This is a genomic window from Thalassotalea sp. G20_0, assembly GCF_017744175.1.
In the GTDB taxonomy this organism is placed as follows: Bacteria; Pseudomonadota; Gammaproteobacteria; order Pseudomonadales; family Endozoicomonadaceae; genus Endozoicomonas.
In genome coordinates this window covers 13,822-33,566 of the sequence record NZ_JAGHQV010000052.1, presented here as the reverse complement: position 1 = coordinate 33,566, position 19,745 = coordinate 13,822, and the positions used below count along the sequence as shown (strand labels likewise).

The 19,745-nt window shown below is 52.5% G+C and carries 10 protein-coding genes; 2 read left to right on the top strand and 8 right to left on the bottom strand.

Features of this window, described 5'->3' with window-relative positions; translation table 11 throughout:
- On the bottom strand, positions 1–1,494 hold a 1,494-nt coding region (locus tag J7438_RS21525), incomplete at its 3' end, for a hypothetical protein (RefSeq protein ID WP_209278170.1).
- Positions 1,495–1,877: 383 nt separating this feature from the next.
- Positions 1,878–2,165 carry a hypothetical protein gene (locus J7438_RS21520; protein ID WP_209204814.1) on the bottom strand — a complete coding sequence of 96 codons (288 nt, stop codon included), beginning with the start codon at positions 2,163–2,165 and terminating at the stop codon, positions 1,878–1,880.
- A gap of 72 nt (positions 2,166–2,237) precedes the next feature.
- Here J7438_RS21520 and J7438_RS21515 point away from each other — a divergent pair, with 72 nt between their 5' ends.
- A complete protein-coding gene (locus J7438_RS21515; protein WP_209278169.1) occupies positions 2,238–7,682 on the top strand; it encodes a hypothetical protein in 5,445 nt (1,814 codons plus the stop codon).
- 464 nt (positions 7,683–8,146) lie between these two features.
- Here the strand turns inward: J7438_RS21515 and J7438_RS21510 are convergent, their stop codons facing one another.
- The 5 genes from J7438_RS21510 to J7438_RS21490 all read right to left on the bottom strand — a co-directional run bounded on the left by J7438_RS21510 (position 8,147) and on the right by J7438_RS21490 (position 17,893).
- On the bottom strand, positions 8,147–8,878 hold the full coding sequence (locus J7438_RS21510; RefSeq protein ID WP_209278168.1) for a hypothetical protein: 732 nt from the start codon (positions 8,876–8,878) through the stop codon (positions 8,147–8,149).
- 118 nt (positions 8,879–8,996) lie between these two features.
- Positions 8,997–10,703, bottom strand: coding sequence for an RING finger protein (locus J7438_RS21505; RefSeq protein WP_209278167.1), 1,707 nt, complete (start codon positions 10,701–10,703; stop codon positions 8,997–8,999).
- A gap of 112 nt (positions 10,704–10,815) precedes the next feature.
- Positions 10,816–12,432 carry an ankyrin repeat domain-containing protein gene (locus J7438_RS21500; protein ID WP_209278166.1) on the bottom strand — a complete coding sequence of 539 codons (1,617 nt, stop codon included), beginning with the start codon at positions 12,430–12,432 and terminating at the stop codon, positions 10,816–10,818.
- A gap of 383 nt (positions 12,433–12,815) precedes the next feature.
- Complete coding sequence (locus J7438_RS21495; RefSeq protein WP_209278165.1) at positions 12,816–15,119, bottom strand: ankyrin repeat domain-containing protein; 2,304 nt, start codon at positions 15,117–15,119, stop codon at positions 12,816–12,818.
- Between the two features lie 296 nt (positions 15,120–15,415).
- Positions 15,416–17,893 (bottom strand): ATP-dependent helicase, encoded by a 2,478-nt coding sequence (locus tag J7438_RS21490; protein ID WP_209278164.1) that lies wholly within the window; start codon positions 17,891–17,893, stop codon positions 15,416–15,418.
- A gap of 334 nt (positions 17,894–18,227) precedes the next feature.
- On the opposite strand from J7438_RS21490, the gene J7438_RS21485 reads away from it, so the two are divergent.
- Positions 18,228–18,815 carry a thymidine kinase gene (locus tag J7438_RS21485; protein ID WP_209278163.1) on the top strand — a complete coding sequence of 196 codons (588 nt, stop codon included), beginning with the start codon at positions 18,228–18,230 and terminating at the stop codon, positions 18,813–18,815.
- A 245-nt stretch (positions 18,816–19,060) separates the two neighbouring features.
- On the opposite strand, the gene J7438_RS21480 is transcribed toward J7438_RS21485, so the two are convergent.
- Entirely contained in the window at positions 19,061–19,666 is a 606-nt protein-coding gene (locus J7438_RS21480) for a MarC family protein (RefSeq protein WP_209202217.1), read from the bottom strand.
- Between the last annotated feature and the right edge of the window lie 79 nt (positions 19,667–19,745).

Genomic DNA, 19,745 nt, shown 5'->3' with positions numbered 1-19,745 from the left:
ACTGGCCACAGCGATGACACCGTCAACCACCATACCTGTTTCCGAAACAGCTTCTTCTGCGACACTGGCCACAGCGATGACACCGTCAACCACCATACCTGTTTCCGAAACGGCTTCTTCTGCGACACTGGCCACAGCGATGACACCGTCAACCACCATACCTGTTTCCGAAACGGCTTCTTCTGCGACACTGGCCACAGCGATGACACCGTCAACTGCCATACCTGTTTCCGAAACAGCTTCTTCTGCGACACTGGCCACAGCGATGACACCGTCAACTGCCATACCTGTTTTCGAAACGGCTTCTTCTGCAACATCGTCCGCAGCGATGACACCGTCAACCACCATACCTGTTTCCGAAACGGCTTCTTCTGCAACATCGTCCGCAGCGATGGCACCGTCAACCACCATACCTGTTTCCGAAACGGCTTCTTCTTCTGCGACACTGTCCGCAGCGATGACACCGTCAACCACCATACCTGTTTCCGAAACGGTTTCTTCTACTGCGACACTGTTCGCAGCAATGACACCGTCAACCACCATACCTGTTTCCGAAACGGCTTCTTCTTCTGCGACACTGGCCACAGCGATGACACCGTCAACCACCATACCTGTTTCCGAAACGGCTTCTTCTGCAACATCGTCCGCAGCGATGACACCGTCAACCACCATACCTGTTTCCGAAACGGCTTCATCTGCAACATCGTCCGCAGCGATGGCACCGTCAACCACCATACCTGTTTCCGAAACGGCTTCTTCTGCAACATCGTCCGCAGCGATGACACCGTCAACCGCCACACCTGCTTCCGACCCGCCTTCTTCTGCGACATTGTCCACAGAGATGGTACCGTCAACCACCATACCTGTTTCCGAAACGGCTTCTTCTGGAACATTGTCCACAGCGATGACACCGTTAACCGCCACACCTGCTTCCGACCCGGCTTCTTCTGCGACATTGTCCACAGAGATGATACCGTCAACCACCATACCTGTTTCCGAAACGGCTTCTTCTGGAACATTGTCCGCAGCGATGACACCGTCAACCGCCACACCTGCTTCAGACCCGGCTTCTTCTGCGACATTGTCCACAGAGATGATACCGTCAACCACCATACCTGTTTCCGAAACGGCTTCTTCTGGAACATTGTCCGCAGCGATGACACCGTCAACCGCCACACCTGCTTCCGACCCGACTTCTTCTGCAACATTGTCCACAGCGATAGCACCGTCAACCGTCACGCCGGCACCGGTCAAGGAAACCGTGATCAGGGTATCAGGGAAAACCATAACCTTGGACGGTCCGCCTTTTGGACCATTTACGACGGCACAGCCAACCGTTACCACGCCACCGTTCTGGGAAACCGTGCCCTCAATACCAGGAACCACCATGAGCCCTTCCAGAACGCCTGCTTCTGCGCCAATGACCACGGCAGTAGCGCTGTCGACCGTCACGGTGGCACCGCTGGCATCTTCCCTGAGTGCTGGTGCCATCATCGGTATCGCCGCGGGAGCCGGCCTGGTGCTGGCATGTTTTGGGGGGGCGTGCATTTACCGCTATTGCCAACGCAGGTCAGGCACATACCGGCTTATGGATTGCAATGGGTTGCCAGGGTATCGATCTGTACTACCGCCGTCGTCTGAGCTGGCGTCGTATACCTATGAACTGGAGGCCATGCCAGCGAGTAGGCAACGAAGTCAGAAAACACCTGCCCATGGAAACAGGAGCAAGCACTCGAAGGTATAAACTCAACGCATGTGGTTTCATTAACCGCTTGGTAAGCGCTTATTTAAGGACGTCAACCCATCATCTGTCTGCCACGCTAACCCATTAAAAGCCGATCTCGACAAGTAGGGGAGTCTGCCCCAATGGCACTGACTTAAGCGTAAAAGCTCCGCAAACATGAGGATTGGTAACGGTTGAGAGATTTGAATTTGAACCACAAAGGCACAAAGGGCACAAAGGAAAAGAAAAGCTCTTCTTTGTGCTCTTTGTGTCTTTTGAAATTATCACCGGGCGGTAGTGGCACTCCGCCAGGTTTTTGAACTTCTCCTGAGGTTTTCTGGCTCTGAAAATCCTGCACATCAGGGCGTGACCAACGTCGTATTTTCTGTGACTTTTTCAATATAGGCATAACGTCTTTAGCATTCTGAGCTATGTTGTTCACGAAGAATTTGAATCAGCAAGTAAATATTGGTGTTTATATCTTATTCGTTGATTTACACGACACAGGATGTTTTTGAGAAAAAGCGTTCGAAGTATTGATGAGGCAGTAATGTTTATACAACCACCGACTGTGCCCAGAGGCGGCACTGCCAGCGACTCCCGACTTGCAACAATACCGTCTACAGAGCCACAGGGACGATGGGGCAGTTTGGATGTATCCAGGGAGTCTGGGGTAGTACCGTTTTTACCGGACAATACCCTGGACGGAACCCAGGAAAACGACAGCGATAAAATAAAAGACACACAACAGAACTCATCGCAGCAGCATCGTAAACCGACCAGCACAGCGCCCGGGTCTGGTCATCTGGCGACGGCGGTGCTGGGGGCGCTGTCCGGTCTTGCTGCTGTGGGCCTGGCAGCATCGGCCACCCCTGACAGCGACCAGCCGATTGACGTGGCGGATGCCGAAACCCTGGACAATATTGGCCGTGACCAGAGCTATCCACTCAATGGCACTTACCGGCAAACTGTTCCGTGTATTGATGGTAGCCGATTGCAATCCATCGGTAATGAGACCCATCCGTTTACCGGCATCTTCCATGGCGAAAATGGTACCATCGGTAACCTCAGACATTGCCTGATAAAAAACCTGGCCGGTAAAGGCCGTGTCGATCGCCTGCGCTTGACTAATGCCAATATAACGTCCATAGGCCCGACCGCAGTGGTGGCCTGTAAAATTTCTGATAATGCCATGATCAGTAATATCCGGGTTGAAAATGCTCATGTAAGTACTTCGGGCCCTAAAGCCCATGGGGGAGTTGTAACAGGCATTGCCAAAGGAAAGGTTGACAACACCATGGCGGTGAATTGCACGGTTCGAACTTCAGGCCCGCGTGCCAATGCCGGTATCGGGGCAGGGTCCGTTTCTGGCGTTGATGGCATTGTTGCTAACACGACAGCGGTTGAATGCCACGTTGAAACAGAGGGCTATTCTGCAAGTGCCGCTGTTGGAGCGGGAAGCATTTTCCGTGGAAAAGTTACCAATACCATGGCACTTAACTCCACAGTCAAAAGTAAATCGGGTGGGAACGCCGGCATTGGCTCAGGCGATGTTGAAGAAGGAACTGTTGCCGACACGACAGCGGTTGGCTGCCGCGTTGAAACAGAGGGCTATTCTGCAAATGCCGCTATTGGAGCGGGAAGCATTTCCCGTGGAAAAGTTACCAACACCAGAGCACTGAACTGCACGGTGGCAACTTCTGGTGATCGTGGCTATGCCGGTATCGGCGGGGGAAATTCTACCAAGACCGATGTTACTGACACCACGGCAATGAACAGCAAAGTGACAACATCTGGATATGAAAGTTTTGCTGGCATCGGCGGGGGATGGTTTGAAGCTGGCACCGTGACTGGGACCACAGCAGTGAACTGCAAGGTGAAAACCGCCGGTAGAGATGCCAGCGCGGGTATCGGGGGTGGGCAGGTTGAGAAGAGTACTACTGTTACTAATACCGTCGCAGAGAAGGATTGTCACGTCAAAACATCGGGGGAAAATGCCCATGCCGGTATTGGCGCGGGGTATGTTGCTGATGGCACTGTGACCAATACCAAAGCAGTAAGATGTACGGTCAGCACCGACGGTACAAAAAGCAAAGCGCGCAAAGCGGGCAAAGCGGGCATCGGAGCCGGGGATGTTCTAAATGGCCGTGTGGCTGATACCAGAGCGTTAAAATGCGAGCTAAAAACCTTGGGTAAACAGGGATTTGCCGGTATCGGGGCTGGTAACGTCGTTAATGGCACTGTTACCGACACGACGGCAGTGAACTGCATGGTCGAAACCCTCAATGAGTTCAATGATGGTGTGGGGGCCAATGCCGGTATCGGAGCGGGATCTATTAAAGATAGCAGCGTCGTTGCACGCACCACAGCGTTGAACTGCACGGTCAAAACCAAAGATGAACTTGGAGAGGCAGGCATCGGAGCCGGAGCTGCCTATGGTGGTACCGTTGCCAGCAGCACAGCGGTGGATTGCAAGGTTAATACTACTGGTGCTGATGCCCATGCAGCTATCGGTACAGGATACGTTAGAATGGATGCAACCGCTGCCAACACCCTGGCAGTGAACAGTAATGTCACAACGACCGGCCCTGAGGCAGATGCTGGTATTGGGGCAGGACAGGTTCATAAGGATAGGGGGGGTACCGTTACCGATACCACGGCGGTTGATTCCTGGATCAAAGCCCAGGGTTTAGATGCAAAGGCCCGTATCGTCAGTAATAATACCCGGGTTTGTAATACCTATCTTAACAATGTGCTATCTGTTCCTGATGTCTGTCCGCTGGATAATGTGTGTGAACCTGTCGCTCATCCACTCTTGCTCCCGAATTGCCAATCCAACCACACGTATCTTTACCAGTTAGGCATGTCGAGCAATTTCAGCAGTGATTTCTTCTCTGTCGAAACCCTGCCCAAGGCATCCGCCATCCCCTTTCCCGACCTGTCTTGTCCTGCACCATCGGCCGCCTGTGGCAGCGAGCCGATTCCGGTGGCGGATGCCAAAACCCTGGGCGAGATTGGCAGTATCGAGAGCTATCCACGCAATGGCACTTACCGGCAAGCTGTTCCGTATATTGATGGCCGCCAATTGCAATCCATCGGTAATAAGACCCATCCGTTTACCGGCATCTTCCATGGCGAAAATAATACCATCGGTAATCTCAGACATTGCCTGATAAAAAACCTGGCCGGTGAAGGCCGTGTCGATCACCTGCGCTTTACTTATGCCAATATAAACTCCATAGGCCCGGCGGCAGTGGTGGCCTGTGAAATTTCTGAAAATGCCACGATCAGTAATATCTGGGTTGAAAATGCACATGTAGAAACTTCGGGCCCTAAAGCCCATGGGGGAGTTGTAGCAGGCATTGCCAAAGGAAAGGTTGACAACACCATGGCGGTGAATTGCAAGGTTCAAACTTTAGGCAGGCATGCCCATGCCGGTGTTGGTGCAGGAATGGTCGATGGCGGAACCGTTGCTGACACGACGGCCGAGGGCTGTGAGATCAAAACCTACGATAATTTTGCAGCCGCGGGTATCGGGGCAGGGTACGTTGATGGCACTGTTGCTAACACGACAGCGGTTGCCTGCAGCGTTGCAACAGCGGGCAAATCTTCAGATGCCGCTGTTGGAGCAGGAAGCATTTTACGTGGAAAAGTTACCAACACCAAGGCATTTACCTCCACAGTCAAAACCTCCAGTAAATCGGGTGGGAACGCCGGCATTGGCTCAGGCTATGTTGAAGAAGGCACTGTTGCCGACACGAGAGCGGTTGACTGCCGCGTTGAAACAGAGGGCTATTCTGCAAGTGCTGCTGTTGGAGCGGGAAACATTTCCCGTGGAAAAGTTACCAACACCAGGGCACTGAACTGCACGGTGGCAACTTCTGGTGATCGTGGCTATGCGGGTATCGGCGCGGGGAATGTTGTTGGTGGTGTGACCAATACCAAAGCAGTAAGCTGTACGATCAGCACCAATGGTATATATGGAGCAACAGGCATCGGAGCCGGGGTTGTTCGAAATGGCCGTGTGGCTGATACCAGAGCGTTAAACTGCGAGCTAAAAACCTTGGGTGATGATGGATATGCCGGTATCGGGGCTGGTCACGTCGTTAATGGCACTGTTACCGACACGACGGCAGTGAGCTGCAATGTCACAACCTTCGGTTCATTGATTGATTGGGGGCCCAATGCCGGTATTGGAGCGGGATTTATTCAAGAAAGTAGCAGCGTCGTTGCACGCACCACAGCGTTGAACTGCGAAATCGAAACCAAAGATGAATATGGAGGGGCAGGCATCGGAGCCGGAGCTACCTATGGCACCGTTACCAACAGCACATCGGTGGATTGCCGGGTCAAAACTTCCGGTAATGATGCCTATGCAGCTATCGGCACAGGATTCGTCAGTGGTGCAACCGTTGCCAACACCCTGGCAGTGAAAAGTAATGTGACAACGACCGGTAGTGAGGCAAATGCTGGTATTGGGGCCGGGGAGTCTATTAATGATAGTACCGTTAACAAGACCACGGCGGTTGATTCCAGTATCAAAGCCAGTGATGATGAAGCGACAGCCCGTATCGTCAGTGAGCATTACCAGGTTTGTAATACCTACCTTGACGATGTGCTATTTAACAATCACACCTGTCCGCTGGATAATGTGTGTAAACCTGTCGCTCATCCGCTCTTGCTCCCGAATTGCCAATCCAACCACACGTATCTTGACCAGTTAGGCATGTCGAGCAGTTTCAGCAGTGATTTCTTCTCCGTCGAAATAGTTGATGCCGACCCGACTTCTTCTGCGACATTGCCCACAGAGATGACACCGTCAACCACCATACCTGTTTCCGAAACGGCTTCTTCTGCGATATTGTCCACAGCGATGACACCGTCAACTACCATACCTGTTTTCGAAACAGCTTCTTCTGCGACACTGGCCACAGCGATGACACCGTCAACCACCATACCTGTTTCCGAAACAGCTTCTTCTGCGACACTGGCCACAGCGATGACACCGTCAACCACCATACCTGTTTCCGAAACGGCTTCTTCTGCGACATTGTCCACAGCGATGACACCGTCAACTACCATACCTGTTTCCGAAACAGCTTCTTCTGCGACACTGGCCACAGCGATGACACCGTCAACTACTATACCTGTTTCCGAAACAGCTTCTTCTGCGACACTGGCCACAGCGATGACACCGTCAACCACCATACCTGTTTCCGAAACGGCTTCTTCTGCGACATCGTCCGCAGCGATGACACCGTCAACCACCATACCTGTTTCCGAAACGGCTTCTTCTTCTGCGAAACTGTCCGCAGCAATGACACCGTCAACCACCATACCTGTTTCCGAAACGGCTTCTTCTGCAACATTGTCCACAGCGATGGTACCGTCAACCACCATACCTGTTTCCGAAACAGCTTCTTCTGCAACATCGTCCGCAGCGATAGCACCGTCAACCGTCACGTCGGCACCGGTCAAGATCACAGTATCAGGGAAAACCATAACCTTGGACGGTCCGCCTTTTGGACCATTTACGATGGCACAGCCAACCGTTACCACGCCACCGTTCTGGGAAACCGTGCCCACAATATCAGGAACCACCATGACCTCTTCCAGAACGCCTGCTTCTGCGCCAATGACCACTGCAGTAGCGCTGTCGACCGCCACGGTGGCACCGCTGGCATCTTCCCTGAGTGCTGGTGCCATAACCGGTATCGCCGTGGGAGCCGGCCTGGTGCTGTTGTGTTTTGGGGTTGCGTGCAGTTACCGCCATTACCAACGCTGGTCAGGCACATACCGGCTTATGGATTGCGATGGGGTGCCAGGGCATCGATCTGTACTACCGGTGCCGTCTGAGCCGGTGGCGGATACCTATGAACTGGAGGCCATTCCAGCGAGTAGGCAACGAAGTCAGAAAGCACCTGCCCATGGGGACAGGAGCAAGCACTCGGAGGTATAAACGCAACGCATGTGGTTCCATTAACTGCTTTTTGATCTGACGCAACCTCACTCTGCGTGGCAGTGCATACCGGGCCCGCTTAAGGTATCAGATAATAGTGAACAGTGGAGTCTGCGGATAGGCAGTGTATGCATTCCCACGGAGGAACGTGTAACTGATCAAAAAAGATTCAGTCCGCAGCCCATGATTGCCAGCTACAATTCGTATCTCCCTTGACTCGACTTGGAGCTACAATTGGTGGCTCCTTCGACTCAGTCCTGAGGGGGTGGTTCCCTTGGGTGGCTCGACTGAGGGTTGAGGTCGGTAACGGCCTCTTCTACTCGGAGACAGGCTCAGGACGAACGGAGTGCGAAGGCACGACAGCCCGTCAAACTCATTGACTCCATGTGACAGGCCAGCCCGGATGTCCGGACTGGCCTGTCTGTTAAAATAGCGCTGATTTTTCACTTTTAATGATTTGCGCTTTATCTACCTTGCATGTTCAGTAATCTATTCAGCAGATTGATCGCATAGTTGTGGGAAACAGCGCAGTTGACTGGATTGCTCAACATGATATCCCCTTGGTAATGGAACAGATATTGTTCTGCGGGATTACCCTCGTCCGGAGTGTACTGGGGGTGAACAAACAGGCATGAATCTGCCGGATTCAGTTTTTCTGTTGCCAGGTACTGCTGATAGGTGTCGGCCGCGTAATTGATCAATGTGTTCATTGTTTCCGGTTTTCCCAGCATGATTTCCAGAACACTGGAGCGCTGTATGGGTGGGTACTGGGAAGGGCTGGCATTGGAATTTTCCCGTAAAGACACAGTAAGTCCCAATTCCTCTGCTTTTGCCTGCAATACATCGTACAACTCGTCAAACCGGCCGTTATCCTTGTGCTGGTGGTCGAGGTGCAAATGTATTGCATCCGGCTCCCGGGGGGTAAAACCGGCAATCAACTGGTTGATTTGATGATGGACCAGTTTGGCTTCGGCGCTGTCCACTTTTGCCATGGATTCAGCTTCAACATGGGCGTAGTAAGCAAATAGCTGGGATTCAGATGGATAATACACTTGGCGTTCAATGCCAAGCTTTGCCGCAAAGGATTCAGATTCAGGACTTTGTCCATGAAAGATTGGCTCTGATGCGAAACTGATCAGGGCAAAGGTACTTAGAAGGGCCAGGGCAAGAGATTTTATCTTGATATAGTTCAGCATATTAATATTCCTTTTTGTTATCTAGTTAATTTTTATCCAAGTTATTATATTTTTTGAGATTTTAAACTGACCTTCTGGTTAGTATTGCTAACAACCAATCCGTCAGTGGCAGTAACCGCTATAGGTATTGCCGGATCATGGCGTCCAAATTCTCAGCAGAAGATGGAATCCCGCGCCCGTGCATGGCGACTGCCATGTTGCATAACAGGAACAGGTTCAATGTGCCATTTTCCTGCAGTTGAGGGTGATCGAGGAGTTGGTCCAGCCCTCTCAATGGGGGTAACCCCTGTTTGTGCATCATGCCCGCAATGGCGCTGAAAAGGGGCATGTTCACTGTGCCATTTTCCTGCAGGTGAGGGTGATTGAGGAGTTGCTCCAGCTCCCTCAATTGGGGTAGCCCCTGACTGTGCATCATGCCTGCAATAGCGTTGAAAAGGGGCATGTTTAATGCGCCATTTTCCTGCAGGCGGGGGTGATTGAGGAGTGGCTCCAGCACCCCCATACGGGGTAACCCTTGATGGTGCATCATGCCCGCAATGGCGATGAAAAGGGGGATGTTTAATGCGCCATTTTCCTGCAGGCGAGGGTGATTGACCAGTCGCTCCAACTCACGTAATCCGGGATACCCGTGCCCATGCATCATGCCAGCAATGGCGTAGAGGATGGGCAGGTTAAATGTGCCGTTTTCCAGCAGGCAGGGGTAATCAAGGAAGCGGTCCAGCTGACTCATTCGGGGTAACCCGTGATAGTTCCTCATGCCCGCAATGGCGCTGAAAACGGGCAGGTTCAATGTGCCATTTTCCTGCAGGCGAGGGTGATTGAGGAGTGCCTCCAGTTCTACCATTTGGGGTAGCCCACGACGTGGCATCAGATCTGAAATGACTCTGAAAAGGCGCAGGTTTAATACGCCATTTTCCTGCAGGCGGGGATGATTGAGGAGCAGCTCCAGCTGCCCCATTCGGGGTAACCCGCGCCCGCCCATCATGTCTGCAATGGCTGTGAAAAGGGGGATGTTCACTGTGCCATTTTCCTGCAGGCGGGGATGATTGAGGAGTCGGTCCAGCTGCCCCATTGGGGGTAACCCACGCCTGTCCATCATGTCTGCAATGGCTGTGAGAAGGGGCATGTTCAATGCGCCATTTTCCTGCAGGCGGGGGTGATTGAGGAAACGGCCCAGCTCACTGATTCGAGGTAACCCACGCTCGTACATCATTTTTCTAATGGTGCAGAAAAGTGACAGGTCCACTGCGCCATTTTCCTGCAGGCGGGGGTGATTGATGAATAGTTCCAGCGCCCTCATTTGGGGTAACCCTCGCCCTCGCATCATGCTTGCAATGATCATAAAAAGGGGTCGGTTCAATGCGCCGTTTTCCTGCAGGCAAGGAAGACTGAGGAGTTGGTTTACATGTGTCATCCGAAGAGAGCTGCGCCCGCTAGTCATGCTGGCCATGGCTCTCATAACGTCATGGTCCTGCAGGCTGGGGTGAGCGCCGGTTTGGCTCAACCAACTCATCAGGCCGGAGGGGAACCAGCGCCCGGGGCGGGCGGCAAATAACGAACGGGTGTTTGGATCTGGATAAGGGGTGTAGCGCTCGACGATAGGCCTTTGTTGGGCGCTCCTCTGGTTAAGAGTGGCTCTACATAGAGGACAGATATTTTCTTCCAGTCGCCAACGCCTCAGGCATTTTCTGTGAAACATGTGCTGACAATCGGTCACCACGACTCTTTTTCCTGCAAACGGCGAAAGACAAACAGGGCAGTTGTCCAGCTCAGTTTGATAAGCAGTTGCTGGCTGGTTATTTTGAGCCGAGCCTGGTACTTGCATGTTCTTTATCTGACTTGAATCGGCTTGGGTTATCTTTTTTGGTTACCCGGGAGGCATTTTTCTATGGCAACCAACGCTGAATGAATGCAATGCCAGTGTTAACCGGGTCCCGCTAATTTGTTGGCTGGTGTTCCGGATGCCAGACCCCGTATACAAGCAGGAGATCCATGCACCGGCTGTGGCCATGGATGGTCGCTAAGCTAAGAGCCGACATGCCATCGTCAGTATGCTCATCGATCTGGATGCCCGGAGCGAACAGCATCGCTTCGACACACCCAAAGTGGCCGTATGTTGCCGCCAGGTGGAGAGCCGTCCTGCCATTAACCTTTTTATTGACCTGGATACCGGGAGAGGCCAGTAACGCCTTGACGGATCCTGTACTGCCGTGTTCGGCCGCGATCTGGAGAGCGGTCCAGCCCTTGTTGGTTTTCATATTGACCCGGATGCCTGGATTGGCCAGTAGTGTCTCGACGGACTCTGTATTATCGTGTTTTGCAGCGATGTGGAGAGCAGCCAAGCCTTTGTAACTCTTCTTATTGATCGAGGTGCCCGGAGCGAGCAGTAATTCCTTGATGGATTCTGCACTATCGTATTTGGCAGCGATGTGGAGAGCGTACAAGCCCTTGTAACTCGGCTTATTGAGCCGGGAGCCGTGAGTGGCCAGCAACACCTTGAGGGACTCTACGCAGTTGTTTCTGGCCGCTAAGTGGAGAGCCGTCCAGCCATAAATATCCCTCCTGCTGCATCGGATGCCGGGAACGGCCAGTAACACTTTGACGGACTCTGCACAGTCGCTTATGGTAGCGAAGTAGAGAGCCTTCCAGTGCAGGTGATCGGTGGTATTGATATCTGCTCCTGCGTCGAGCAGCCATTTCAGACGCTCGGATTTGCCCCATAATGCGGCAATCATCAGGGGCGTGACGCCGCCGTTATCAATGGCATTGATATCCACTTCGCTGTTGGCAAGCAGCTCTTTCAGGCACCCGGTGTCGTTTTCTTTTTTGCTGGTATACTGTTGGAATATCCTGCCGTCATCGTAGCTTTCATCGATATTTCTGCCCATGGCAGCCCATTGTTGACGGGCCTCGACTACGCCGATTTGGGTGGCAATATGCAGGGGCGTTTCGCCTTTCTTATTGGTGGCATTGACACTCGCTCCATGGGTAACCAACCATTTCAGGCACTGGACGTTGCCATTCTCAGCCGCAATGTGCAGGGGCGTCCGACCCTCCTGATCAGCGGCATTGACATCGGCCTGGTGGTCGATCAGTGCCTGGGCGCAATCGATATGGCCGGAATCAATGGCGATAGCTAACGGGTATACAGCCCAATCGGTGACCGCCGAGAGGTACATCTGTGTTGCCAGACTGGCATCAAGGGCCAGAAGCTTGTTCAGTGTTGTCAGATCCCCGGTACGACAGACATGAAGCACCAGGGATTCACAATAAAATGAATCTTTTTCCAGAATGCGGCTCCCGTTCACACGAACCAGCGGCAGTGCCGGTTGTTTGCAATCACAGCATTGGCGTTGATCGAGGCTTTTTCTCTTTTGCTGGTCACCGTCAAGCCATTCGGTGATGCATCCCAGGTGGAAAATATGAGGTTTTGGTTGGCAGGAAGTTCGGACCAGTGTTGTGTGCCAGGCAGATTGCCCTGTGGTGACTTCGTTGCTACCAAGGCAGATAGAACAGGTAAATGAGGGATTTGTGTTGCTGCTGACGCTATTCATTAGTTTGGGCTGTTTTGATGCAGATAATGACTAGGACTGAAAACAGCAGGGAAAATTCCATAAAACAGCAATTCGTGAACAATGCATTTCTGGATAAGCATTTTTAGTCGTATAAAAAACAGTTACGAATTGCCGCGCAGGGCAGACTATTCACGGACAGCCTCCTGGGAGGCTGTCCGTGAATAGCGCCCGTAGCGAGGATGGCAGAAAATTGAGGATAAAAAGTCGGAAATTTTTAGTGAATAGTGGTTCTATTTACTAAAAATTTCCGACTTTTTAGACCAATTTGCTGCCACCGCACGACTGCATGGATGCAGGAGCTAGAGCAACGCAGGAGCGGTTGCTGGTAGGGCAGTCTATTCTCGGACAGCCTCCTAGTCCCGCTAATTGGTTGGCAGGCGTACCTTTTGCCAGGCCCCGTTTACTATCAGGAGTTCCATGCACGCGCTGTGGCCATTGCTGGCAGCTAAGCTCAGAGCTGTCCAGCCATCGTCAGTCTGCTCATTGATCTGGATGCCCGGAGTGGCCAGCAACGCTTCGACACACTCTGCGTTGCCGCATATTGCCGCTATGTGGAGAGCAGTCCTGCCTTCAACCTTCTCATTGACCTGGATGCCGGGAGCGGCCAGTAACATCCTGACGGACTCTGTACTATCGTATTTGGCAGCGATGTAGAGAGCTGTCTTGCCACTGTCAGTCTTCTTATTGACCAGGATGTCGGGAGCGGCCAGTAACAACCTGGCGGACTCTGTACTATCGTATTTGGCAGCGATGTGGAGAGCTGTCCAGCCCTTGTCAGTCTTCTGATTGACCAGGATGCCGGGAGCCGCCAGTAATGCCTTGGCGGAGTTTGTCATATCTTCTTTGGCGGCAAGGTGGAGAGCTGTCCAGCCCTTGTCAGTCTTCTGATTGACCTGGATGCCGGGAGCGGTCAGAAGCACCTTGAGGGACTCTGCGCTGTCACAATCGGCTGCTAAGTGGAGAACCGTCCAGCCACAAACATCCTTCTCACTGACCTTGATGTCGGGAACGGCCAGTAACGCTTTGACGGACTCTGCACAGTCGTCGAAGGTAGCTAGCTCAAGAGCCGTCCAGCCACAAGCATCCTTCTCATTGAACTGGATGCCCGGAACGGCCAGCAACGCTTCGACACACTCTGCGTTGCAGTATTTAGCAGCGATGTGGAGAGCTGTCTTGCCACTGCCAGTCTTCTTATTGACCCAGATGGCGGGAGCAGCCAGTAACACCGCGAGGGACTCTTTACTGCCGTATTTGGCAGCGATGTGGAGAGCTGTCTTGCCCTTGTCATTCTCCTTATCGACCCGAATGTCGGGAGTGGCCAGCAATGTTTTAATGGACTCTGTACTATCGTGTTCGGCAGCGATGTGGAGAGCTGTCCAGCCCTTGTCACTACTCTTGTTGACCCGGATGCCGGGAGTGGCCAGTATTGTCTTGACGGACTCCATACTATTGTATGCGGCAGCGATGTGGAGAGCTGTCAAGCCCTTGTCATTCTTCTTATTGACCTCGATGCCGGGAGTGGCCAGAAACACCTTGAGAAACTCTGCACAGTCATAACTGGCCAAAAAGTGGATAGCCATCCTGCCCAGGTGATCGGTGACATTGATATTTGCTCCTGCGTCGAGCAGACATTTCAGATGCTCGGATTTGCCCCATAATGCGGCGATCATCAGGGGCGTGACGCCCTCGTTATCAAAGGCATTGATATTCACTTCGCTGTTAGCAAGCAGCTCTTTTATACACCCAGTGTCGTTTTCTTTTTTGCTGGTATAGTGTTCGAGCATCCTGTCGTCATCGAAGCTTCCATCGATATTTCTGCCGATGGCAAGTTTTTGACGGGCCTCGATTATGCCGATTTTGGTGGCCATGTGCAGGGGCGTTTCGCCGTTTTTATTGGTGGCATTGACACTTGCTCCATGTGTAACCAGCAGTTTCAGGCACTGGACGTTACCGTTTTCAGCCGCGATGTGCAGGGGTGTCTGACCATCCTGGTCAGCGGCATTGACACTTGCTCCATGGGTAACCAACAGTTTCAGGCACTGGACGTTAGGGTTCTCAGCCGCGATGTGCAGGGGCGTCTGACCATCCTGGTCAGCGGCGTTGACACTTGCTCCATGGGTAACCAACAGTTTCAGGCACTGGACGTTAGGGTTCTCAGCCGCGATATGCAGGGGCGTCTGACCATCCTGGTCAGCGGCATTGACATCGGCCTGATGGTCGATCAGCGTTTGGGCGCAATCCATTTGGCCGCAGTCAATGGCGATAGCTAACGGGTGTGCCGGCTGACCGGTGAGCACCGAGCGGTACGTCCGACTTGCCAGACTGGCATCATTGACCAGCAGCTTGATCAGCGTTTTCAGATCCCCGGTACGGCAGGCATGAAGCATCAGGGATTCACAATAAGGTGATTCGTCTGCCAGGATGCGGCTCCCGTTCAGACGAACCAGCGGCAGTGCCGGTTGTTTGCATTCACAACATTGGCGTTGATCGAGGCTTTTTCTATTTTGCTGGTCACCGTCAAGCCATTCGGTGATGCATTCCAGGTGGTAAATATGAGGTTTTGGTTGGCAGGAAGTTCCGACCAGTGTTTGCCCTGTGAACCCGTTGTTATCAAGGCAGATAGGACAGGTAAATGAGAAATCTGTGTTGTTGCTGACACTATTCATCGCTTTGAGCTGTTTTGATACAGATGCTGGGTAAGACTGAAAACAGCAGGGAAAATTCCATAAAACAGCATTTATGGACAAGGCGTTTCTGGATAAACGTTTTTAGTCGTATAAAAAGCAGTCACGAATTGCCGCGCTGGGCACACTATTCCGGGATAGCATCCTGGTGCAGCTAAGCTCTGATATACATACACAGGCACCTCCCACGGCCCCCGTGGGAATGCATACCCAAAACTCGCCGTCAATGCAAAGTTCACATTAAGTAGTTGGTTAACTACTTAGAGCCCCACGATAATTCAGACCGGGAGGACGCTGAACAGATGGCGAACCTCTTCAATTCTGGCAAACCGTTTGACACCGTGTTGGCGACTGTCAAAACGGATGGAGAAATTACGGTCATTAACCTCAATCACTTCTCCGCGACCAAAGATGGCATGATCAATAATGGCCTTGAGCTGCCATGGCGCGTCGGCGTCGGAGGCTATGTACCGGGCATTACTGGCTCCTGTGTTGGCAGAGCCTGTGGATTCGTCGTTTATCGCAAGGTTGGGCACTGCCTTCAGTCTTTCGGTCAGTGCCGGGCGAGCTGAGCAGACGTAACGTCTTGATACTGGCGTAAGGCCAGTTTTATTGATGGCTTCAGCCAGGTCGTCATCGGCATCTTCATGGAGCAGGTTGCCCAGGGATAAGACATGGGGCAGGTTCATTTCCAGTAAAAAGGGGCTGATGCTGTCCTGGCGATCTTTTCCGGCCAGGGGTTGGTCATCAGCTGACCATAAACGTTTGCCGGAATCTTTTCTGGCGTCTTTTCTGGTGTCTTTTTTGGAATGAAAGGTAAGCTCGCCCTGCGCGGTGAACAGGTGTAATTGCTGTCTGGCACGGGTCATGGCGACATAGAGCAGGCGACGCTCAGACTCAATAGCATTACTGGTCCTGGCCGACAGGTTAGCCATTTCATCTTCCCTGAGAAACGGCCAGTATTGGCGGGTCAGTCCGGGGATTAACACAACCGGCCATTCCAACCCCTTGGAGCGGTGGCAGGAGCTGAGCTTGATGCCGTGAGTCGATCGTTGTCTCTGATCTTTCTGTTGCTTCTGCTTCTCGATTAATTCAGCAATGTGCAGGCAGCAGTGGGCGGTGTCTTCGTTCAGCTGTTTGAGGAAGCGATGAAAACCTTTGATCGCCAGAATCTGTTCATCCGTTCTCTGTTCATTGAGGCTCATGGATCTGAGGCTGTCGTATATTTCGGATTGTTGAATATACCGGGTGATCAGCGTATGGGCCTTGTGTTTATTGCCATTGTGCTCTAGCCATGAGAACAGCTCTGCCCTTTGTGTCAGTTTCCGCACCTGAAAGTCACTGATGTCTTTGATGTTGGCTGCCAGCTTGCCCAGGGTTTTACCCAGCTGGTGGCTCTGGTCCTTCAGCTGCTGGCAAAGCCAGTCAATATACTGTTGTTTAAGGCCGATATGGGGCAGGGTCAGAAGTCTTGCCAGCTTATGGTAACGAACCTCTGGCAGTAGCCCGGCAAAGCCACCACTGGCCAGGGTCATGGCGTCGATCAGTGAGGCAATTTCTGGCCTTTGAAACAGGGAGGGGCCATCACTGCTGTAGGGAAGGCCCATTTCCAGCAGGTTCAGCTCAATGGGAACGGCCTGGGCCCAGACCCGCACCAGAATGGCAATATCTTCCGGTGGTGTTCCGGATGCCAGATATTCGGTCAGCGCCTCAACCACAAAACGACTGTCGTCGGCACCCGGTTGGCTGATGCGTATCAGGGAGGGCGCGTTGTCCGGGTGGGCAATACAGAGCACATTTTTGCGGGACCGGTTCTGGCTGATTAAATGGCTGGCAGCCAGGGCAATACTGTGACCATAACGGAAGGTGTGGGGCATGGTGAGTTCTTTAACGTCACCGGTAGTGCCATAGTCCTGCTGAAAATGGTTCAGAATGTTGTCGATATTGGCACCGGCGAATTCGTAGATCGTCTGGTCGGGATCGCCAACGGCAATCATTCGGGCCCGCTGTCCGGCAATCAGCCGGGTAAACTGATGCTGAAGGGTTGAGGTATCCTGGTATTCATCAACGATGATAAAGTCCATTTTATCAGCCACTTTGGGCACCAGTTCCGGATGTGCCCGGATCAGTGTCACCGGGTCGTACAGCATATCAGTGAAGGTGATTGATCGCTGTTGATGGCGCCACTGCTCAAACTGATGAAACAGCTTGATGAAAAAGCGATAGTCATCGGTATAACCGGATTGCTCAAACCATAGCTCAGGGCTGGTTAAATGGGCTTTGACCGATTCAATAAAGCTGATGGCCGCTTCGATCAGACGGGCGGCATCCGAGCGCATCCGGTCCTTAATGGTTTCCGGTGCCAGTTTCAGGATCAGTGTCCTGACCTGTAGCTCAACGACTTTCTCCGATAACGGTTGTTTGTTATAGGGGGTTCTGATTTGCCAGCCTTCCAGGGTTCTGAGCAGTTTCAGACCTGTGGCATGGTAGGTTCTGATTTCCGGGAGCTGCCGCTGGTTTTCCGGCAAGTCTGCTAACGGACCACTGGCCAGGGTTCGAAGCTTTTTGGAAAAGTCGATCTGGGCCGCTTTATTAAACATCATCACCATCAATCGACGCGGGTCAGCCCCTTTGTGCAACAGGTTGCTGACCAGTTGTGCCAGGGTTGAGGTTTTGCCCGAGCCAGCCACGGCAATGCAGAGGGCATGGTCTTTATCGTGGTCGGCAACTGCTTGCTGGTGGGGCGTCAGTTTCATTCAGTCAGTTGGTGTTGATAGCGTTGGGAAAGTGCAAGGCTAGCAAAATTTGCGCGACTTCTATAGATGGGAGGCTGTCCGAGAATAGACTGCCCTACTGCGGTTGCGATAAATTGGTCTAAAAATTCCTGCTTCTTCGTCAAATAGCCCCGCTATTCTCCTCAGAAGCAGAAATTTTTATCCTCAATTTCTCGCAATCCTCGCTACGGGCGCTATTCTCGGACAGCCTCCCGGAGCACGCGTCATCTTCCGAAGCCGGAGTACGGAAATTTCGGTGGAGATAAAGCGACAATGACGGAATAATGAGGCCATCAACACCAAGGATCACCGTGTAATGGCTTCACTTTATTTCTATTTTTCTTCCATGGATTCGGGCAAGAGTACCTACCTTCTGCAGTCAGCTCATAATTATGAGAGTGCCGGTAAACGGGTGTTGTTGCTGGCTCCGGTGATTGATGATCGTTTTGGTGTCGGCAGAATCACCTCAAGGATTGGCCTGCAAAGTGAAGCGGTGGCCATTTCCCGGAATGATGACCTGAAGCAGCAAATTGCCAGAGAGCACAGTGAAGACTACATCGCCTGTGTTATGGTCGATGAAGCACAGTTCCTGACCCCGGAGCAGGTGTGGCAACTGTCGGATGTGGTGGATGTGCTGGGTATTCCGGTACTTTGCTTTGGCCTGCGCACCGATGCTTTTGGTAAGGCGTTTGCCGGCAGTGAAGTGCTGCTCAGTATTGCTGATGAACTTACCGAGCTGAAAAGCATCTGCAAGTGCTGTGAGAAAAAGGCCAATATGCAGCTGCGTCTTGACGGTGACGGTAAGCCGGTAAAAAGCGGCAGCCAGGTGCAGATAGGGGGCAATGACCGCTATCTTTCTGTTTGTCGAAAGCACTATAAGACGATGATGGGGCTTGGGAGATAAGGAACTGTCTCTGAATAACTTCCTCTTTTTCGCCACGGAGGCACGGAGTCACAGAGGGAAAAAATTTTTCTTTCCTCCGTGCCTCCGTGACTCCGTGGCAAGGTTTTTTCTTTACTGGACAGCATCGGATGTAGAAGTTATTTCAGGACAGTTCCTAAGCGCTTCCCGCTGCCCGCAAAAGCATAAGCGGCTTGTCTTTTTCGGGCAGCGGGCGGCGGGCAGCGCTTATTGCTTATTGACCATTCCTAACCCATCCAGCGCTGAACCCCAAGAGCGGTCATCACCAGTTCTACCGACAGGGCCGCCAGTATCATGCCCATTACCCGGATGATAATGGCCGAGCCATTGTGGCCAATCACTCGAAAGATCCGGTCGGCAAACAGCATCAGGCCACAGGTGACCAGAAGCACCAGCGTCATGGCACCGGCAGTCATGGCCTGCTGGCTGAAGGTTTTGACGTGATTGTCGGTCAGTACAATCACCGCCATAATGGCCCCGGGGCTGGCAATGGAAGGCACCGCCAGAGGGAATACGGCCAGTTGGTGACCGGGTTCCCTGGATCCGGAACTGTCTTCAGGGTCAGAAAAAATCATTTGCAGGCCGAACAGGAACAGGATGATACCACCTGCCAGCTGCAGAGAGATCAGCTGGATGTTCATCGCCTTTAGAATAATCTGACCAAGAACCAGTGCCGAAAGGAGGATAACAAAGGCGTAAATGGTCGCTTTCAGGGCGACTCGGCGTTTTTGTGTTTCTGACAGTCGTGCCGTCAGTCCAGTGAACAGTGCCAGAGTGCCGACCGGGTCAATGGTGGACCAGAGCATGATAAAGTCTTTGAAGAAAAGCTCCATAATTGTACCTGCCCATGTTGGTTATGGGTGTTATAGGATGAAGCCGGGCAGCCATTCCTGGGAATAGCGGTCAAACTGC